An 18,286-nucleotide genomic window follows, 5' to 3' on the forward strand; every position below is an offset into this window, starting at 1 on the left:
GGTGCTCAAAAGCCCTCTAACATAGATATTTCTGAACCTTAAAACCGGACATTTCTAAAAAGTCCCAACCCCGACATCTGAAAGAAGCCTCGACATTGTATGTAGCAACAATATGAGAATGTCGTGTTTCAGCAAGATACAGATGTCGTGTTTTGCGGCAGGTGCCATGCTGGATGCTTCCGGTCGGACTGCGGGAGCCCAGCATGCGTCAAATCGAACTGGTGACATTGAACATGCGCGAACTCGACCGGTTGAAGGTGGTGCAGGCGATTGTTGAGATGGGACTGAAGCCCGGGCGCGCGGCGGAACGGCTTGGGCTGAGCGTGCGGCAAGTCGAACGCCTGGTGCAGCGCTACCAGGCTGCGGGTGTTGCCGGACTGGTTTCGGGCAAACGCGGTCGAGCGGGCAACCATCAATTGCCGGATGGAATGGCTCGACGCTCGCTGGCCATCAAACCGAATCCCGCAGCTAACGACGCCCTGTTTGCCCACCAGTTCCCACTCGATATCAGGGCAATGTAGGCGTTGCCACATGCCCGTACCTGACAGGGCTTTAGGTACGGGCAAACGCCGCCACACGACAGCGCCGCCGAATTTGCGCTAGAAGAGTCCTAGTCTCGCTCACAGGACAGAATTTTGCGAGGTTGACTGCATAAACACAAATCTGCTGCGTCCATTTTCCAGTCCGTCGTACAGAACTTCCACGCAGACTTCTGTATGCCTCAAATCCTTTGAACCATACACATCGAAATATCTTGCGTAGCCATACATGAATATACGAATCTCTCTCTTTTTAAGCCGCTCAATATCGACCGCCTCGAATTGCTGGGGAACCGACGTGACTAGAGATTCCGGAAATAAAACCCCCTGCTTTACATTAATTTCCGTCCCCTCATACTTAAAACTCGGCTCACCATCTTGGAGCGATATTACCTTATTTGAAGAAAACAAAATTACATCTCGTGCAGGCGTCTTTCCGGTATTCTTCCATCTAAAATTAAATTGCGTGCCATTATGCAGTTGGTTATTACGATCAACCGCATTCTGAAATTCGACCGGTTGTATATCAACAACTGAAACCCAGGCCCGTTCAGCCATCATGTAGGCATCGACTGTATGTTTAGCAGCCTCCGCTGCCAGCTTAGCTGCCAACGCCGATTCGTCTGCTGTTTTTCCTGATGATTTCGCTTCAATCCAGAGCCGCGTGGTCGTTCTGGATAATTGAATCGTATAAATTGCAAGAACAAGAGTAAAAAGGGCAATAGGATCATTGACTAACTTCAGAAGCCACGCATTAAATCCGACAAAACCTGTCTCCGTACCATTTAAATCCGACCCAAGCGGATCTCCATTCGAAATAGACTGTTTGCTTTTTCTTAATCCTTCGACTTCGTGATTGCCGCCTGCAGAGGGAGACGGCGCGGGCTGCCCCTCGACTTTATTGGACTCACCGATTACCGACGCAGGAATATCTTGCGGATCAGCGGAAGCAATATTAGCCAGCAACAATAGGGCAATTAAATATATTTTCACGATTTATAATTTTCCCAGTTGGCGTTAAGCAAAATCATTGATTATTCAGCTGAGTCAATTGTCAGTCGTCCGCGGTGTGGTTCACACCGTCGAAACACCGATACTCGACGTCCGCGATCCCGTCAAGCATTCGCACACCCGCCTCGAAGGGTTCTGACCTAGTAGAACCGAGTCAAAGTGCGCTCAACGAAGCCTTTAACAACGTCGGCAACTTCGCCGTGTCGCCAACCAACTCACGCTCGATATTAAAGCAACGTTGGCTGTCGCGCCGCACCGACTGCGCTGAGCCTTCCGGGTAGTAGTCGACGGAAGCACGCATAAGTCGTTAGACTCGCCTAAGCAACGTTGTCTTGCCCGACCCATTATCCCCATAGAAAATAGCCACATCGTCTACGGTACGAGTCGGAATTCGTAAACCTCCCTTCATGGTTGGTCGTCTGCGTATCCGAGTCATGCAGCAGGCCACCAAGCACCCTATTTCGCCATCCTTCATGCTCACGGTCGTGGTCATCTCGCGCGTGTTCTTCGTCGGCGAGTTATTCACGCCAGTAGTCGTCGGCACGAAGCTCGATATCTGCTCATCGAGCTTGACCTGTATCGCGTCGGCCATCACTGCAGGCTGTACCGCGAAGATCACGCCGGCATCCTGATAATCGACCGACCGGACCGGTGTCCCCGTCGCGCCCAGGTAGCTGATGCTGCCAGGCGTCGGCACCTGTGCCCTTCCTCCTATGACCACCTCGCCGTGATCGGTCACGGCGAGGTGGTCGAGCACAAGCGGCTGGGTCACGCGCGGCAGGTGGCGCAGCGCGATGACCGGCGCGCGACCTCGACCGGACACCCGCTACGCACGATGTCAACGTCCGTTCGGCTCCGAAGTTGCCGTCGATCTTGAGTTCAGTGCGCCGGTCCCTGCCGATCTGATGCACGCCGAAGCCGCGCCGCTGCCTGCCAGCGGTCCGCAAACCGCCAGCCCGTTCCAGGGCTGGCGTCACTCACCCCCACGGATCAGGGTTGGCGTTTGCCGCGGCCACCAGCGGGTTTGCCAGCCGGCTTACGAGAACCCGCTGCTGGCTTGCTGGCGGCTTTGCTGCGTGGCTTCTGCACGCCGAACGGGTTACCGCTGGACAAGCTCGTGCCTTTACCCGCGGCCACACCGCGCTGCGCCGCAGGTTTGTGTTCGTTTTCGCCACTTTGCGGGCGCGGTTTTTTGCCAAACACTGCCATGCCGCCCGGCGCAGCTTGCGGCGCTTTCGGCTTCTTGGGCTTTTTCGGTTTCTTGATGATCTGGCCCGTCGCGCTAGTTTGCGGCACACGGTGTTCGGCTTCAAAACCCGGCTCTTCTTCACGAGGCAGCGTTTGGCGGATCAGCGCTTCAATCGCGGCCAGTTGCGGCGCTTCATCGGCGCACACAAGGGACACCGCCACGCCGCTAGCGCCCGCTCGACCGGTACGGCCAATACGGTGCACATAGTCTTGCGCCACGATCGGCAGATCAACGTTGATCACCAGCGGCAGGTCGTCGATATCCAGCCCGCGCGCAGCCACATCGGTGGCGACCAGCATAGGTACTTCGCCCGTCTTGAAGCGCTCCAACGCACGCAGGCGCGCGGATTGCGGCTTGTCGCCGTGGATGGTGTCGACCGCATAGCCCGCTTCGTCCAGCATGGCCGCGAGGTAATCCACGCCATTGCGGGTTTTGACGAACACCAGCGCGTGCTCCCACTTGTTCTCAGCCACAAGGTGCATGAAAAGGTCAGGCTTGTTCTTTTTATCCACCGGCACCACCCACTGCTTGATCCTGGCGGCCGTGGCATTGGGCGGGCTGACGCTGATATTGACCGGGCCGCGCAGAATGTCCGCCGCCATGGCGCGGATGTCATCGGTAAACGTGGCGGAGAACAGCAGTGTCTGGCGCTGAGCGGGCAAGGCAGCAAAGACAGCGTTGAGTTCACGCGCAAAGCCCAGATCCAGCATGCGGTCGGCTTCATCCAGCACCAGCGTTTGTACTTGATCAAACTGCACTGCGTTCTGGCGATTGAGATCTAGCAAACGGCCTGGCGTGGCAACGAGCACGTCCACGCCTTTGCGCAACTTCATCATCTGCGGGTTGATACTGACGCCGCCGTAGGCGGCCAGAAATCGTAAGTCGAGGCCTTTGCCGTAATCGATAAAGCTTTGCAGCACCTGTTCGGCCAGTTCACGCGTGGGCACCAGCACCAGAACACGTGCGCGGTTGCTGGACACCGCCGGGCCGTGTTGCGCTAGCCGTTGCAACAGCGGCAGCGCAAAACCCGCCGTCTTGCCAGTGCCGGTCTGTGCCGCGGCCATGACGTCCTTGCCACTGAGCACAGCAGGAATCGCCTTGGCCTGCACCGGCGTAGGTGTCTGGTAATTGAGGTCCTGTACATTACGCAGCAAGAGATCGATCAGGCCAAGCGAGGCAAAAGACATCGGCGTATTCCGGGCTAAAGCCGCAATTCTAGCGCGACGAAACCCATTCCTTAACTCGCAATTCACATGCAGCGCCAGCCTCCAAGGTATGCGCCGGCCCATGCGATTCAATCTCAAAGTACGGCAACGCCGGTGCATTGAACACTTCCATCGGAGCGCCATGCAGGTACCGCGCATCAGCAACTACGTCGAAGCTTCGCAGCAGACGACGCGACCGGCCGCGCAACCCCAGCGACTCAAGCCAGTTGCTGCGCGAGCGTCCTGGTTAGTGGCGTAGTGACGTTTCCCGTGTGCCGTGTCGTGACCGACTCGATCAGGACGATCCAGCATTCCTCTTCTGCTACGGGATTGTGCAGCACGCCACGCGGCACGACGTGCATGTTCCCTTGCGCCAGGGGCACCACACGCCCATTCTCATACTCCATGCGCAGATTGCCGCGCACGATATAGAACAGTTCGTCCTCGCCGTCGTGGCTGTGCCATGCAAGCTCGCCACGCACCTTCGCGACCTTGACATATTGGTCGTTGACCTGTGCCACGACCTTCGGCGACCAGAACTCGTGTATCGAATCGAAGGCAGAAAGCAGATCAAAGGATTCGGCAAACAACATCGTGTTCATCTTTTTCATCTCCACATTGGAATGATTGACACCGCGAGCAAAATCGCCATCGATACGTTCAAAAGCCGCCATTGCGCCGGTGTCTTCAATAGCCGTGCAAGCAGCACACCGGCAGCACACCAAAGACACAACGACACGGACGCGGCCAACACGAACGCGCCGCCAAGCAGCGCCGCGAGATGCAGTGGCCCTTCTGCCAACATGGCGAACGACGCCGCTGCCCCCAGCGCCATCGCCCAAGCCTTGGGGTTGAGCAAAAGTAAGCCCGCACCGCCTATGAAGGTAGTCGGCAGTACGACGCCGTCATTCGTCGCAGGCGCCCCGCTACGCGCGATTTTTATCGCCAGCCAGAGCAGATAAGCAGAGCCGATGGTTTTCATGCCGGTCTGCAGGAATGGCGCGGCAAGCAGGATGCCCGCCAGGCCGGCTGCCGCCGCCGCTGCCAACGCGCCGAGCCCTACCGCAATGCCCGCGAGCAGAGGTGTGGAACGGACGAACCCGAAGCGTGCGCCCGACGCAGTCGCGAGCGTTGTCGCGCCGCCCGGTGAAATCGTGGCGACGGTGACGAAGAGGAAGAGCGGTGCGATCGATAGAGCAGACATGGCGATCCCTAAATGAGACCGCAGTGTAGGCAACCGCTGGGCATTAGTGAAACGAAGAATACTGATGCCATCCATTACGGGACATAATGTCTGTATGAACAGGAATCTCGACATCACCCTCGTCCGCACGTTCGTGACGGTGGCCGACACCGGCAGCATGACGGTCGCGGCGAATATCCTTCATCTGACGCAAGGCGCGGTCAGCCAGCAGATCAAGCGGCTGGAGGAAACCTTCGATTGTGTCCTGTTCGAGCGCGACGGGCGCCGGCTCGAACTATCGCCCGTCGGCGAACGTTTTCTCGGCAAGGCGAAGCGCCTGCTCGGCATGAACGACGAGATCTGGGTCGACATGACGGCGCACCCGGTGTACGGCAAGCTCAGGGTTGGCGTTCCGTATGATCTGGTCGGAACGCACTTTCCACCGGTGTTCAAGGCGTTCGGCGAGGCTTATCCGAACGTCGAGGTATCACTGGTGTGCGCCACGTCTCCTGAACTGAGCGACGCAATGGACGTCGGTTCGCTCGATCTCGCGGTCGTAGAGGAAACTGCTGGTGTGGCGAGCGGCGAATGCCTGCGCGTCGAGCAGCTCGTGTGGGTCGGCGCGCGCGGCGGAAACGCGCATCTGAAACGGCCACTGCCTATCTCGATGGTCGCCGATTCCTGTGGCTTCAGGCCGGTGGTGCTGGCGGCACTTCGCGACCAGGGCATCGAATGGCGCACCGTGTTCGAGAGCGGCAACCTCGAGGCCACCACCGCCACCGTACGCAGCGACCTGGCTGTTACCGCATGGCTCGCCTCGACCATCCCCGCCGACCTCGAGATTCTGAGTGGCGACGATGATCTCCCTGGCTTGCCAAACTTTTCGATTAATCTGCGCCTGCCGTCAGTCGTGCCACCTGCTGCGCAGGAGTTTGCGCGGTATGTGCGCGAGCGGTTGGTGCGGATTTCATAATCGACCAACTGAACTTGGGGCAAGTCATCGCCGCAGCAAGCGGCTGCTTACGGAAGCACTTCGTTCGGCGTAGCGCTGAACGAAATGAACCGGGCAATGGACCACTTGCCATCGGGCTGCCGTTTGAAAATGTCCATCCCCGCTTCGGTACTCACGCTCGACTTGCCCCCCTTCTGCGCAGTAAGTGTCCAGAACAGCCGAACTATGGCGATATCCCCGGAAACAATGATCTCGCGAAGATCGGGACTGTCGTAGTGAAGTTGCAACTCAGGTTTTGCCAGCACAGCCTTTAGCCGCCCGCAGAGCGCGTCCCGGCTACCATCAGGCGCCTCGGGAACGGTCGAAATCAGATCGGGGGCGAACAGGTCGCAGACCCCTGCAGCATCGCGAGCGTTGAACGCCTCCGTCCAACGCTGCAGCCGATTCGTGATGGCGGCCGTGTCTGAATCCACGTCCGCGCGAGCTGAAGTCGCCGCGCCGACGGCGGTGAACACGATGGCCATCGCCAGCAGTAATCTGCTCATGGGAGGTCTCCAATCAATCGGTCGCGACGGGCGAATGCAGCAGCAGCTTGCCCGATGACAGGCGAATCACAGTCATTCGCGTGCCGACGTGCAAACCGATGAAAGAATGATGAACCGAAGCGGTTCAGATATTCCTCGCCAATTCCTGAAGCACCGGCGTCACCCCCGACAATGTAAATCAGAACATTCTCGACGGTTACGTTCGCTACCGTCAAACGAGTACTAACCCGAGTGATCAAGAGTCTGCACGCTGCCTTCACTGCGATTGCCCGCGTTCGCAAACCTCAGCCTCATCTCTACCGCACACGCCCTTGCACACCCTCCCCCTGGTGAAACCTTTATCCCCTTAGGGAAAAGCAACAGTACTGCTGAAGACATTGCGCATATCTTCCGGAAATTTGTTTGCGTACGCTGCATTTCGGATCGCTCGTTGGCGACCCTCGCAATGCTCAAACACACACAGAACCGTCTTACACGGCTGAACCCCGAATACAGGAGAACCGAATGGCCGCTTCAACCAGCAGCACGCCTCTGCGCAAGCGCTATACATACGAATGGTATGTGGTATTGATTTGCATGCTTGCGTATGTGTTTTCTTTCGTCGACCGGCAGGTGCTGGCGCTGATGATCGAGCCGATCAAAAGAGACCTGCATTTGAGCGACACGCAGTTCAGCCTTTTGCACGGCTTTGCGTTCTCTCTGTTTTATGCGGTCATGGGCATGCCGCTCGCGTATCTCGCGGACCGCTTCGTGCGCCCGCACATCATCGCAACCGGGATTGCGTTGTGGAGTCTTGCGGCCGCCGCATGCGGGGTCAGCCAGACCTTCGTTCAAATGTTCCTGGCACGCCTAAGCGTGGGAGTGGGCGAAGCAGCGCTATCGCCTGGCACCTATTCGATGTTGAGCGATTACTTTCCTAAAGAGAAGCTCGGACGTGCGGTGGCCATCTATTCGCTCGGCTCGTTTATTGGCGGCGGCATTGCGTTTCTGATCGGCGGCTATGTCATTCATCTGCTCAAACAGGTAACCACCCTGTCCGTGCCCCTGCTTGGTGATATCCACTCATGGCAGCTGACGTTCGTAATTGTCGGCTTGCCTGGTTTTCTGGTGGCGTTGCTCTTTATTCTCACCGTGCGAGATCCGCAACGTAAAGGACTGGTTCAAGACAGCACGGGCCTGGCGAAGCGCGTATCGATGCTGGACTCTCTGCGCTTTATCTGCGAGCACGGCAAAACGTTCGCATGCCACTACCTCGGCTTCTCGTTCTACGCCATGACACTGTATTGCCTGATGAGCTGGACACCCGCATTCTATATGCGCCGCTTTGGACTGTCGCCGGTCGAAGCTGGCTACACGCTCGGCGCGATCCTGTTGATCGCCAATACCACCGGCGTGTTTTGCGGCGGCTGGCTCAACGACTGGCTGATGAAGAAGGGCCGCGCGGATGGGCCGATGCTCGCGGGCACCATCGGCGCAATTGGCATGCTCGTGCCGGCTGTGATGTTCACGCAAGTGAGTAACCTGACGTTATCGCTAGGCTTGCTGGTACTGGCAATGTTCTTCGCCTCGTTCCCAATGCCGACTTCCACCGCCGCGATGCAGACGCTCTCGCCCAATCAGATGCGTGCGCAGATTTCTGCTGTTTTCCTGCTGATTTCCAACCTGATCGCACTGGGGATCGGCACGACACTTGTGGCACTACTGACCGACCAGGTATTCGGTTCGCCGAAAATGGTGGGCATGTCGATGTCGGCCGTCAACCTCATTGCGACGCTGCTCGCAATCGGCCTGCTGTGGCTGGGCTGCAAACAGTTTCGCCTGAGTATTGCCCGCGAAGCCGGCAAGTCAACCGTGGCAAAGGTCAACGAGCCCTTTGCCACAGGCTCAAGGATCACGGCAGATACGCCAGTCTGACGGCACCCCAATGCCGGCCATTCACTTTGACCGGCGAGCTTGCCTCTTTCATCACGACGTTGCTTCCGTTGCCCATCTGTCTTCTATAGGGCATCCAGTTTTCGTCCAGCCTGCTTTCGAAACCTTGTCACTCACTCGCCCCACCCTGCCTAAAGAAATCTTTACGCGGGGTGTTAGTGCTACTTATATGCACAAAATTGACGTGAGACTACATTCAATGCCAGCCCAACATGTATCTCCCTCCTCCCTTCACGTGCCGCAAAATGAACTCGATAGATAGCATCGACCTGAATCTGCTGCGCGTGTTTCACGCCATTGTCGAAGAGCGCAGCCTGACGCAGGCGGGCGAACGGTTGACCCTTTCGCAGCCTGCCATCAGCTATTCATTGGGGCGCTTGCGCACACTCTTCAACGACCCGCTTTTTATCCGTACCCGTTCCGGCATGCAGCCAACCCCTACTGCGCTGGAACTGTCGGAGATCGTCGGGCGCGCTTTGGATACGGTACGCGAAGCCATGCGCCACGCCGAACGGTTCGACCCGGTCATCAGCGCGCGAACCTTTCGTCTTTCCCTATCGGATGCGGGCGAGCTTGCCTATTTACCGCCCATCTGCGAAGCGCTCGGTCAGCGCGCGCCACATATAAAGTTGCAGGTGGGTGCAACGCCCATTGATGAAATCGACGAGGCGATGCGTGCGAACCGGCTCGATTTCGCAATCGGTCATTTGCCGCGCCTTACCGCCACGACAAGCCACCTGACGTTGTTCGAGGAAACCTATGTCTGCATGACGCGTCGGCGGCCGGGCCTGCCTCGTAGCGCGACGCTGACGCCACAGCAGTTCAACGAAGCGGCTCACGTGCGTGTCACGTCGATCGAGCACAGCCACCATAGCGTTAACGACGCGCTTCGTGCCCAGGGCATTCATCCCACGGTGGCACTTGAACTGTCGCGCTTCGCATCGGTGCCGAACGTGCTTGGAGTGACCGATTGGTACGCCACGCTGCCGCGGCGCCTCGCGCATATCTTCAATCGCGACGGGCAGTTCGCTATCTATGAACCACCCGTGCGATTGCCTGGCGCCGCCGTGACGCTGCACTGGCATGCCAATTTTGACAAGGACGAAGGGAATCTGTGGTTACGCCTGTTGATGGCAGAGATCATCGGCAAATTTCAGGCGCTTTGAGTTTCCCATGCATCAATAACCTCGCCGTCTATCAGAAGAGGTGTCGCATCCCCACGCGCACAAGAGTCTGATTGCCATCCGACGATGCTGCGCCCGTGCCGATAATCCACGCTTGCGCCGTAGCAGGGTCGCCGCTTGCGCGCTGATACACCGCGCTGAGGTACACATCGGTACTTTTGGACAACCCATAGTCGAGCGTCAGGTTGAACTGATTCGCCTTGTTGCCATCCAGCACCTGATTCCCCTTCATGTAGTCGTATGAAACTCCGATGCTCGCGAATGTCGTGAGCGGATAGGTCCCGCCGACTTCGAACACATTGATCTGCGCGCCGGTGAACGTGTTCAGCGTGTTCGTGTAGAGCACGTCCGCCCATCCGTCGAGTACTGCAATCCGGCCACCGAAGCCGAAGTTCCGGATGCCGCTGTTGCCGTTGTTGATCGCGGCGTATTTCACCATCGTGTAGGCGGCGTCGATGGAGTACGTACCCTTGATAAAGTCCGCCCCGAAGCTGTAGGCACTGCTGTTGCCAAGCGATCCCGCCACGCCCCCAAACTCATACATCCCGCCGACGGTCAGCCCGTCGATCGACGCCGACTGATAGCGCAATGAATTGTTCAACCGTTGCGCGCCCGCGGTACGATCGAAATCGAAGTCGCCGGTTGGGACCAGTGGTTTTCCCAGCGCCGCGAAAGGACCTTGCCGCAGGTTGTTCATCGACACGAGGGGCAGCTCGGGGCCAAGCCGGTTTTTCGACAGCGAAGTAAACATGTAGTCATACTGATTTCCGGCCGTCAGCGCCCCCCAACTGACGCTTTCCAGGCCCACCCATGATTGACGGCCGAACTCGGTTCCATCGAGCGCACCAGTGCCCATTTCGAACTGCCCTTCAAGCTTGAAGATCGCCTTCAGACCACCGCCAAGATCATCCACACCGGTGATACCGAACAGGTTGGGCGAGAGCATGCCCGTAGCAAGCGAGATGTCGCGGCTTCCGCCTTGATTCGACACCGAGGTGATACCGACATCCATGAGCCCGTACAGGGTGACCGAACTCTGCGCGTGCACTGCAGATGCGCCGCAGGTAGCGCAGAGCGCGCCAAAAAGCAGTTTCTTCATCGAAAAATTCTCCACCTTCAAGTATGTCGGCCTTCAGTGAGGACCGTCTTTAGATTTTTTAGGGCACAGCGCTACATGGGGACTCCCGCCTCGAAACTGTCATTTCAAAGCGGGAATTCTCGGCAGTCTCCTTCAGTACAATCAGCTATCCTTATTAATAATGGAAAAGCGTGATCTGCCGACCCGTCGATCTGGCTCTGCTTGCGTACAACATTGCAGCATCGCTTCAGATTCAAGGTGCACCCAGTGTGGAGGCACCGTATATATCGGTCAAATCGATCGAAAATATTTCAAGTTATTAGGCCGACAGATATCAGGAATGCGGGAGTATTGCGTGTCCCTCCCTGCCGCTTAATATCCATCGCACTTATTTAACAACCAATTTTTAATCGATTTGCCTGATTCACCAGATAGCTCTACGCTTGCCGAACTACCGCATGCAGCGTTGCATGCGGCCTGCTTACTTCTCGCCTCAAGCGCCCAGCAAGACCATGGAAACAACCACACTCAGCGTTCGGGTCGACGCTGTTCACGACGAAGCAAGCGATATCCGCTCGTTTAGCGTCTCGCGTATCGACGGCCTGCCGTTCGATCGCTACGAACCGGGCGCGCATATCGATGTGACGAGCCCTGCCGGCGTCACACGTCAGTACTCGTTGTGCGGCGACCCGGCGCGGCACGATGTGCACACTTTTGCGGTCAAGCGCGAGACGCAGTCGCGAGGGGGTTCCCGCTCGCTGCACGACGACGTCAAGGTCGGTAACGAACTGACGATCGGCGCTCCGCGCAATCTGTTCCAGTTATGTCCCGACGCCGGCGACCATGTGTTGATCGCGGCGGGCATCGGTATCACGCCTTTGCTCAGCATGGCGTATCAGCTAGTCCAGCAGCATGCTCCGTTCGTCCTGCACTACTTCGCACGCAGCGAGCAACACGCCGCCTTTCTGCCCCTCCTGTCGAGCGCACCATTTGCCGGTCACGTGCAGTTTCACTTCGGCGTCGAACGTGACAAACTGGATGCGGTGTTGAGCTCATGTATCGCCGATGCCCGCGAAGGCACGCATCTCTACACTTGCGGGCCCGCGCCGTTCATGGACCGCGTGGTCGAGATCGGCTCAACTCGTCTGAGCGAGGACGCGGTTCATCTGGAACGCTTCGCAGCGCCTGTGGCCGCCGGCAATGTCGAAAGCGGCCTTGACACGTTCGAGGTCAGGATTGCAAGCAGCGGCGCTACCGTGCGTGTCGATGCATCTACGTCGATCGTCGACGCGTTGGCGGAAATCGGCATCGAAGTGGAAACGTCGTGCGGTGAAGGCATCTGCGGCACCTGCATGGTCGACGTCGCGAGCGGCGAGCCGGAGCATCGTGACCATTGTCTTAGCAAAGCGGAGCGCGCAAGCGGCAAGGTGATTTGCTGCTGCGTATCGCGCTCGAAATCGGCGGTACTGGTGCTCGACCTTTGAGTTTTCGATCGACATGACCAATCCACCTGGCCACACCACGCAACCAGGCACGCCGCACGAGTAACGCCACTCTGGCCGCCTATGCAAGCGGCAGCGAGAAACAGCACTCGAGACCGCCTTGCGCGACGGGTTTCGCCCATATCTGACCACCATGCCGCGTCACGATGTTCTTGCACAGCGTCAAGCCGATGCCGTTGCCGCCCACCTTCGACGAAGAAAAGCCGTCGAACAGGCGCCCATGAGCATCGGCAGGCACGCCAGGCCCGCGGTCGATCACCTGCACGAGCGCCTGGGTGCCGTCCTGCAGGGTCGCCAGATGCAACTGGCGGCGCGGCAAAGGCATGTGCGCGAGCGCATCAATGGCGTTAAACGCAAGGTTGAGGATCACTTGTCCGATCAGGATCCGCTCGCAAAACACCGGCAACGGTTCGCTCGCCTGCTCGATGGAGACCGTGACATTGGCATCTTTCGCACGCAACTCGATGAAATACGCAACATCGGCCAGCACCTCGCGCAGATCCGCGTGCGATTCGATCGGCTCACGTTTGACGATATATTCGCGCACGCTCTTGATGATCAGGGCCGCGTGCTCGGCTTGCCGGTCGGCGCTGCGCAATCCCCAGATCGCATCGTCGGGCGGACCCGGCTGCGCGAGACGGCGAATCGCGCCTTCAATGAAATTGCGTATCGCTGCCAGCGGCTGGCTCAGTTCGTGAGCAATCGCGGTCGCCATTTCGCCCAGGGCGTTATAGCGGCCCGCATATTCGAGCATGCGAGCCTCCGTGCGGCGGACCTCCTCGATCTCGACATCGTCGGTAATGTCGCGAAAGTGAATCAGACGGCCGTTGAGATCGTCTTCGATCTCGATGTGCCGGCACGTAATGCGCAACCAGCGAATCGCGCCATCCCGACGCGTAATGCGATAGCGCTGTGGCTCCGATGGCCGCAGGCGGGGCGCATTGTCGAGCTGCGCGATCAGACGGTCGCGGTCCTGTTCGCTGCAATAGTCGAGCACCTCCCCCATTGCGGACTGTTCATCCATGCCGAGCACACGACGCCCCGATTCGCTGATGAACTCCACCCGGCCCTGCAGGGTGAGCACGGCGACGCCTTCGCCGAGATCCTGCATGAATTCGCGCAGCCGAGATTCATAGCGACGCAGTTTCTGGCGCAGTGCCTCTTCGGCGCTGATGTCGCGAAACTGCACCATCACGACGTCGCGCTCGCGCAGCGGCACGTACGTCGCGATCGCTTCCGACAGCATGTCGACGCCGGTTCGCGAGCGGTAACACCACTCGTAGACCTGCGGGCCGTTGGAAATCGAGCGATCCATCGCACCGACACCGATTTCCCGGCGATATTGCGGCGCAGGCCGCGTCATGTCGGGCGCCTTCAGCGGCAGCAACTCGTCAACCGTGAAGCCAAGCGCATCGCAGGCGGCACGATTGGCCCACACAATCGCCTTCGTCCTGGCGTCGTGCAGCAGCACACACAGCGTGAGTGCTTCCAGCAGGCTACGAAAGTCTTCTTCGGCAGGAAAGGTCATGATCCACAGAGCGCACAACAGCGCGGTAGGTGTATGCCGTGAACCATAACATTTCCTTGTGCCGGCACCATCTGAAGATTTCTTTAGGGCGTACGGGGGCGCTACCTAAATGGATGTACTGCGCCCCAATTGAAGCGTGCTTTCTACTTTTCTAGACTGGGTCCATGTTGGCACGGCGCATTCCGCCCGATCTGCACGCCGTGTTTCTAGTTCTGTTTTCACCCGAGTTTGTCATTCGCGACCCAAGGAACCCCTCATGTCCGCCATCGATAGCGCCCTCTCCGACGCTGTGGCCCCGAGTGCCCCTGCCGCACACCCGTTGTCCCCGAAAGACGGTAGACGCACGACTGCCACCGCCTCGTTGCCGCTCGATCAGGTGATCGCCGAGATCGCCGCCCATCGTGAGGAGTTCGAACGCCTGTCGCATGTCCCGCGCGAAGTGATTGCGCTGCTCAAACGGGCCGGTGTGTATCGCGCCGGCACGCCGCAGCGTTTTGGCGGCGATGCGCTGGCGCCCGGCGCTTTCCTGCAGATCATTGAGCGCATCGCGGTAGCCGATGGCTCCACGGCCTGGGTGGCAAGCTTCGGCTCCGCCAATGTATATCTCGCCGCACTCCCACTCGAAACCCAGGCGCAAATCTACGCCGACGGTCCCGATCAGGCGTTCGCGGGCGGTCTGTTTCCGGTGCAACCTGGGCAACCGGTCGAAGGCGGCTGGCGCGTTAATGGCACGTGGAAGTTTGCGAGCGGCTGCAAGGGAGCCGACTGGCTCGGTGTGGGCATCGGCGTGGGCGGCCCCACTGGAGGCAAACCGCGCACGGCCGTATTCCGGCCGCATCAGGTAGACATCGTCGAGAACTGGAATGTGGTCGGCATGCAGGCCACGGGCAGTCACGACCTGCGCGTGACCGACCAGTTCGTACCGGAAGCATGGACCTTCGTGCGCGGAGGCGAGCCCACCGTCGACGAACCGCTCTACCGCTATCCGACGATCGCCTATGCGGCGCAAGTGCTGGCCGTAGTGAATCTGGGCCTTGCGCGCGCGGCGCTTGACGTCGCCAACCAGATGTCGGGCGGCCGCAAGACGACCACTGGTGCACCGCAACTGGCAGATCGCGCTTACTACCGGATCGAGCTGGCCAAGGCGGAAGCGCAGTTGCGCTCGGCTCGCGCGTTCTTCTACGACACGACCGACGACGTGTGGCAGTCGATCCTCGCCGGCAACCCCGTCACCCCCGAACAGGTAAGCCTGCTGCGCCTGTCGGCCACGCACATCGCCCGTGAAGGAGCAGACGTCGTGCATCGCGCCTACCGTCTCGGCGGAACGCCTGCCATCTATCGCACCCATCCGCTACAGCGGCTATTGCGCGACTCGATGGTGGTCACGCAACACGCGTTCTTGGGCGAGGGCAACTTCGACGGAGCAGGTGCGGTGTTCGTCGGCGTGCCGCCGATTCCTGGCTACCTGTAAGCGGTTCCTGCACCACGCGGCGCCATGCGCCGTGTTTCTATCATTTCATCTCTAACGAGGATTAACCCGATGTCGGACAGTCAATTGCTGCCGCTGCGTGTGCTGTTTTGTTGCGGCGTCACGCAAAATTTCTTCGATCTGCCGCGCGAAAAAATCGGTGAGGTCTGGCAGGCCTACGGAAAAATGCTGGCCGCTGTCGAAGCGATGGAAGGCGTCAAGGTGCTCGGCATCATGGATGACGATCGCCTGACGGTCGGCAACGCGGAGAACGCACCGTGGACCTTCTACATCATGGCCGACGTCGCCGACTTCGATACTGCCGTCGCGGTATGCAACCTGTACCGCACGACACCGGTCGGCGAATACAACCTGTGGCGCTACGGCAAAATCGAGGCGCGGGTTGGACGTGCGCTGGCCGTGCCACCGGTTGCCGTGGCTGCCCCGTAAGCCGAGGCCTACGCAATGAAGCGGCATCGTAGTTGCTGTCAACGTGCACGCGTCCCGTACGTTGTGCAGCGCCTTTTCCTGGAGCTGGAAAAATGTCGACCAGAGTAGTCCTTGTCACCGGCGCGGCCGGCGGTCTCGGTGCCGTCATCGCCGCCCGCTTTCATGCCGCGGGCTATCGTGTTGCGATCGGCGACATTGCACACGACGCCGCTCAAGCCCTCGCGCGCGATCTCAGCGCCGACGGCTCGAGCGCCTGTGCACTCGAACTGGACGTCACGTCGAAAGCGGCGTTCGAGGCTGCTCGCGACGCCTTGATAGACCGTTGGGGACGCATCGATGTGCTCGTGAACAACGCGGGTGTCTCGAAGGTCGTCCCCGTGATGGACATCAGCGCCGAGCAGTTCGATCAGGTTATTAACGTTAATCTGCGTAGTGTGCTGTTCGGCTGCCAGGTATTCGGCGCACACTTCGCCAACGTCGGCGCGGGGCGTATCGTGAATGTCGCATCGCTTGCCGGACAGAATGGCGGCTCGGCCACAGGCGCCCACTATGCTGCGGCCAAGGGCGGCGTGCTGACACTCACCAAGGTCTTCGCACGCGACCTCGCCGCAGCCGGGGTCACCGTCAACGCGATCTCGCCGGGCCCAATGGACCTGCCCATCGTGCACCAGAGCGTACCGGCCGACAAACTGGCCGCCGTGATCGGCAATATTCCGGTGGGCAAGCTGGGATCGGCAGATTACGTCGCGGATATCGCAGCGCTGCTCGCGGCCGAAAACGCGTACTTCGCCAACGGCGCGTGCTGGGATGTCAACGGTGGCCTGTTCATGCGATAGACGGGCCTTCCGATGCGGTGTGGCGTGGTGTGGTGTGGTGTGGCGTCGCAGCGCCATAAAACGCCGACGGGCGCGCTCAGCGTTGCTTATCGTCGGCCGGCGCGTCCTGATCCCAGACGGCCATCACATCGCGCACCAGTTGCGCGATCGATGGCGCGCCAACCTTGTCCTTGATGCTTGCGCGGTGCACGTCGACCGTTTTTACGCTAATCGAAAGATCGGCGGCAATGCGCTTGCTGCCTTTCCCTTCGACTACACCACGCAACACCTCCTTCTCGCGAGCAGTCAGTGAGTCGATCCGCCGACGTAACTCGCGGTGTTTCTGGCTTGCATCGTGACGCTGCGTAGCGAGCTTCAATGCACGCTGTACGCGGTCGAGCATCTGCTGGGAGTTGTACGGTTTCTCGACAAAATCGATTGCGCCGTTTTGCAGCGCGCGCACCGACATCGGAATGTCGCCATGCCCACTAACAAAAATGATGGGCAGCGTTGCGCCCTGTCGCTGCAGTTCTGCCTGCACGTCAAAACCGCTAGCCTGCGGCATGCGTACATCGAGCACCAGACAGGCGGCTACTCGCGAATCGAAGTCGCGCAGAAACTCGGCAGGATTGGCGAACCCGACGGAGCGGATACCCACCGACTCCAGAAGCCATGACAGCGATGTGCGCATACCGTTGTCGTCATCGACGATGTACACGATTGGGGTCGGCGAAGTCATTGGCTGGCTCAACGGTTGGAAGGAAAAGCAGAACACCAGAAAAACACTCGCGCCACGTTTGACGCTATTCAATGATAACCAGCGAAAAAGGAGCATGACAGAAATATTCGCGGATCTCTTTGCGCCCGGTGTTCAGGTTGTGCGTCGCACAAGCTTATCCGCTGCACCTCAGATTGCCACCTGGTAAAAGCTTTAGAACACTTAGGGAAGACAGCGAGCGGGATGTCACTCTCACGCATTTTTTTCCGTTCGTGCATCACGTACGCTTGCTGCACTGATGATTAGTTGACCCATACAGTACGCACGGTCCACTCCGTTTCAATCTGCTCGCACGAAGGCTGCTCATGCTGCAAACCGATTTGCCAAACCAGGACGCCGACGCCCGCAAACAGTTTCGTCAGGCCATGGCCCACCTTAGCGCGGCCGTCAATGTGATTACAACTGCCGGCGCGCTCGGACGTTGTGGCATTACGGCGAGCGCCGTGTGCTCCGTGACCGATACGCCGCCCACAATGCTCGTTTGCCTGAACCGTTCGAGCGCGATGCATGCGACTTTCGAAGGCAACGGCAAGGTCTGCGTCAACGTGCTGCCGGCCGAGCATGAGATGCTCGCCAAGCACTTTGCAGGTCAAACGCAGGTGCCGATGGAAGAACGTTTCGGCTGGCCGATCTGGGACGATGGCCTGGCGGGTGTGCCCGTGTTGCGCGACGCGCTCGCGAGCATCCAGGGAAGAATTGTCGAACTGAAAGAGGTCGGCTCGCACTCGGTCATGTTTGTTGAAGCCACCCGGATCTGCGTGCGCGACGACGGAGACGGACTGATCTACTTCGACCGGAGTTTCCACCGCATCAGGCGAGCGCAAGCGGCCTGAGCGGCTTGTCCCCGCCTGACGGTTCGTCTGCCCT

The 18,286-nt window shown here is 59.1% G+C and carries 17 protein-coding genes and 1 pseudogene; 9 read left to right on the top strand and 9 right to left on the bottom strand.

Annotated features, from left to right (window positions below; translation table 11 throughout):
• Positions 1 to 203: 203 nt before the first annotated feature.
• Positions 204 to 419 (top strand): annotated as a pseudogene (locus tag P3T20_RS12215) (helix-turn-helix domain-containing protein); the annotation flags it as partial.
• Between the two features lie 201 nt (positions 420 to 620).
• On the opposite strand, the gene P3T20_RS12220 reads toward P3T20_RS12215, so the two are convergent.
• The 5 genes from P3T20_RS12220 to P3T20_RS12240 all read right to left on the bottom strand — a co-directional run bounded on the left by P3T20_RS12220 (position 621) and on the right by P3T20_RS12240 (position 5,208).
• Positions 621 to 1,532: a hypothetical protein gene (locus tag P3T20_RS12220; protein WP_429286987.1), complete on the bottom strand. Its 912-nt coding sequence runs from the start codon at positions 1,530 to 1,532 to the stop codon at positions 621 to 623.
• Positions 1,533 to 1,857: 325 nt separating this feature from the next.
• Positions 1,858 to 2,373, bottom strand: coding sequence for a hypothetical protein (locus tag P3T20_RS12225; protein ID WP_429286988.1), 516 nt, complete (start codon positions 2,371 to 2,373; stop codon positions 1,858 to 1,860).
• Positions 2,374 to 2,540: 167 nt separating this feature from the next.
• Positions 2,541 to 3,986: a DEAD/DEAH box helicase gene (locus tag P3T20_RS12230; protein WP_429286989.1), complete on the bottom strand. Its 1,446-nt coding sequence runs from the start codon at positions 3,984 to 3,986 to the stop codon at positions 2,541 to 2,543.
• A 236-nt stretch (positions 3,987 to 4,222) separates the two neighbouring features.
• Entirely contained in the window at positions 4,223 to 4,606 is a 384-nt protein-coding gene (locus P3T20_RS12235) for a cupin domain-containing protein (RefSeq protein WP_074266069.1), read from the bottom strand.
• 5 nt (positions 4,607 to 4,611) lie between these two features.
• The gene (locus P3T20_RS12240) at positions 4,612 to 5,208 is read right to left on the bottom strand and encodes a LysE family translocator (RefSeq protein ID WP_429287160.1); all 597 of its coding nucleotides are present in this window, start codon (positions 5,206 to 5,208) and stop codon (positions 4,612 to 4,614) included.
• A 94-nt stretch (positions 5,209 to 5,302) separates the two neighbouring features.
• Between P3T20_RS12240 and P3T20_RS12245 the strand changes: the two genes are divergently transcribed.
• The gene (locus P3T20_RS12245) at positions 5,303 to 6,160 is read left to right on the top strand and encodes a LysR family transcriptional regulator (RefSeq protein ID WP_074264557.1); all 858 of its coding nucleotides are present in this window, start codon (positions 5,303 to 5,305) and stop codon (positions 6,158 to 6,160) included.
• A gap of 47 nt (positions 6,161 to 6,207) precedes the next feature.
• Here the strand turns inward: P3T20_RS12245 and P3T20_RS12250 are convergent, their stop codons facing one another.
• Positions 6,208 to 6,684 (bottom strand): YybH family protein, encoded by a 477-nt coding sequence (locus P3T20_RS12250; protein ID WP_074264556.1) that lies wholly within the window; start codon positions 6,682 to 6,684, stop codon positions 6,208 to 6,210.
• Positions 6,685 to 7,188: 504 nt separating this feature from the next.
• Between P3T20_RS12250 and P3T20_RS12255 the strand changes: the two genes are divergently transcribed.
• Together P3T20_RS12255 and P3T20_RS12260 are read left to right on the top strand one after the other, a co-directional pair.
• On the top strand, positions 7,189 to 8,598 hold the full coding sequence (locus P3T20_RS12255) for a spinster family MFS transporter (protein WP_429286990.1): 1,410 nt from the start codon (positions 7,189 to 7,191) through the stop codon (positions 8,596 to 8,598).
• A 263-nt stretch (positions 8,599 to 8,861) separates the two neighbouring features.
• Positions 8,862 to 9,782: a LysR family transcriptional regulator gene (locus P3T20_RS12260; protein ID WP_074264554.1), complete on the top strand. Its 921-nt coding sequence runs from the start codon at positions 8,862 to 8,864 to the stop codon at positions 9,780 to 9,782.
• A gap of 31 nt (positions 9,783 to 9,813) precedes the next feature.
• Here P3T20_RS12260 and P3T20_RS12265 read toward each other — a convergent pair whose 3' ends face one another.
• Entirely contained in the window at positions 9,814 to 10,899 is a 1,086-nt protein-coding gene (locus P3T20_RS12265) for a porin (protein ID WP_074264553.1), read from the bottom strand.
• Positions 10,900 to 11,390: 491 nt separating this feature from the next.
• On the opposite strand from P3T20_RS12265, the gene P3T20_RS12270 reads away from it, so the two are divergent.
• A complete protein-coding gene (locus P3T20_RS12270) occupies positions 11,391 to 12,362 on the top strand; it encodes a PDR/VanB family oxidoreductase (RefSeq protein ID WP_429286991.1) in 972 nt (323 codons plus the stop codon).
• Between the two features lie 79 nt (positions 12,363 to 12,441).
• Here P3T20_RS12270 and P3T20_RS12275 read toward each other — a convergent pair whose 3' ends face one another.
• The gene (locus P3T20_RS12275; protein WP_074266067.1) at positions 12,442 to 13,908 is read right to left on the bottom strand and encodes a PAS domain-containing sensor histidine kinase; all 1,467 of its coding nucleotides are present in this window, start codon (positions 13,906 to 13,908) and stop codon (positions 12,442 to 12,444) included.
• A 256-nt stretch (positions 13,909 to 14,164) separates the two neighbouring features.
• Here P3T20_RS12275 and P3T20_RS12280 point away from each other — a divergent pair, with 256 nt between their 5' ends.
• The 3 genes from P3T20_RS12280 (at position 14,165) to P3T20_RS12290 (ending at position 16,662) form a co-directional block, all read left to right on the top strand.
• Entirely contained in the window at positions 14,165 to 15,379 is a 1,215-nt protein-coding gene (locus P3T20_RS12280) for an acyl-CoA dehydrogenase family protein (RefSeq protein ID WP_074264552.1), read from the top strand.
• Positions 15,380 to 15,448: 69 nt separating this feature from the next.
• Positions 15,449 to 15,826 (top strand): hypothetical protein, encoded by a 378-nt coding sequence (locus tag P3T20_RS12285; RefSeq protein WP_074264551.1) that lies wholly within the window; start codon positions 15,449 to 15,451, stop codon positions 15,824 to 15,826.
• Between the two features lie 92 nt (positions 15,827 to 15,918).
• Positions 15,919 to 16,662 carry an SDR family NAD(P)-dependent oxidoreductase gene (locus tag P3T20_RS12290; protein WP_074264550.1) on the top strand — a complete coding sequence of 248 codons (744 nt, stop codon included), beginning with the start codon at positions 15,919 to 15,921 and terminating at the stop codon, positions 16,660 to 16,662.
• 76 nt (positions 16,663 to 16,738) lie between these two features.
• Here the strand turns inward: P3T20_RS12290 and P3T20_RS12295 are convergent, their stop codons facing one another.
• The gene (locus P3T20_RS12295) at positions 16,739 to 17,380 is read right to left on the bottom strand and encodes a response regulator transcription factor (RefSeq protein ID WP_074264549.1); all 642 of its coding nucleotides are present in this window, start codon (positions 17,378 to 17,380) and stop codon (positions 16,739 to 16,741) included.
• A gap of 344 nt (positions 17,381 to 17,724) precedes the next feature.
• On the opposite strand from P3T20_RS12295, the gene hpaC reads away from it, so the two are divergent.
• On the top strand, positions 17,725 to 18,252 hold the full coding sequence (gene hpaC, locus P3T20_RS12300) for a 4-hydroxyphenylacetate 3-monooxygenase, reductase component (RefSeq protein WP_074264548.1): 528 nt from the start codon (positions 17,725 to 17,727) through the stop codon (positions 18,250 to 18,252).
• Positions 18,253 to 18,286 lie beyond the last annotated feature (34 nt).

This window comes from Paraburkholderia sp. GAS206C, from assembly GCF_050435645.1.
Classification (GTDB): domain Bacteria; phylum Pseudomonadota; class Gammaproteobacteria; order Burkholderiales; family Burkholderiaceae; genus Paraburkholderia; species Paraburkholderia phenazinium_B.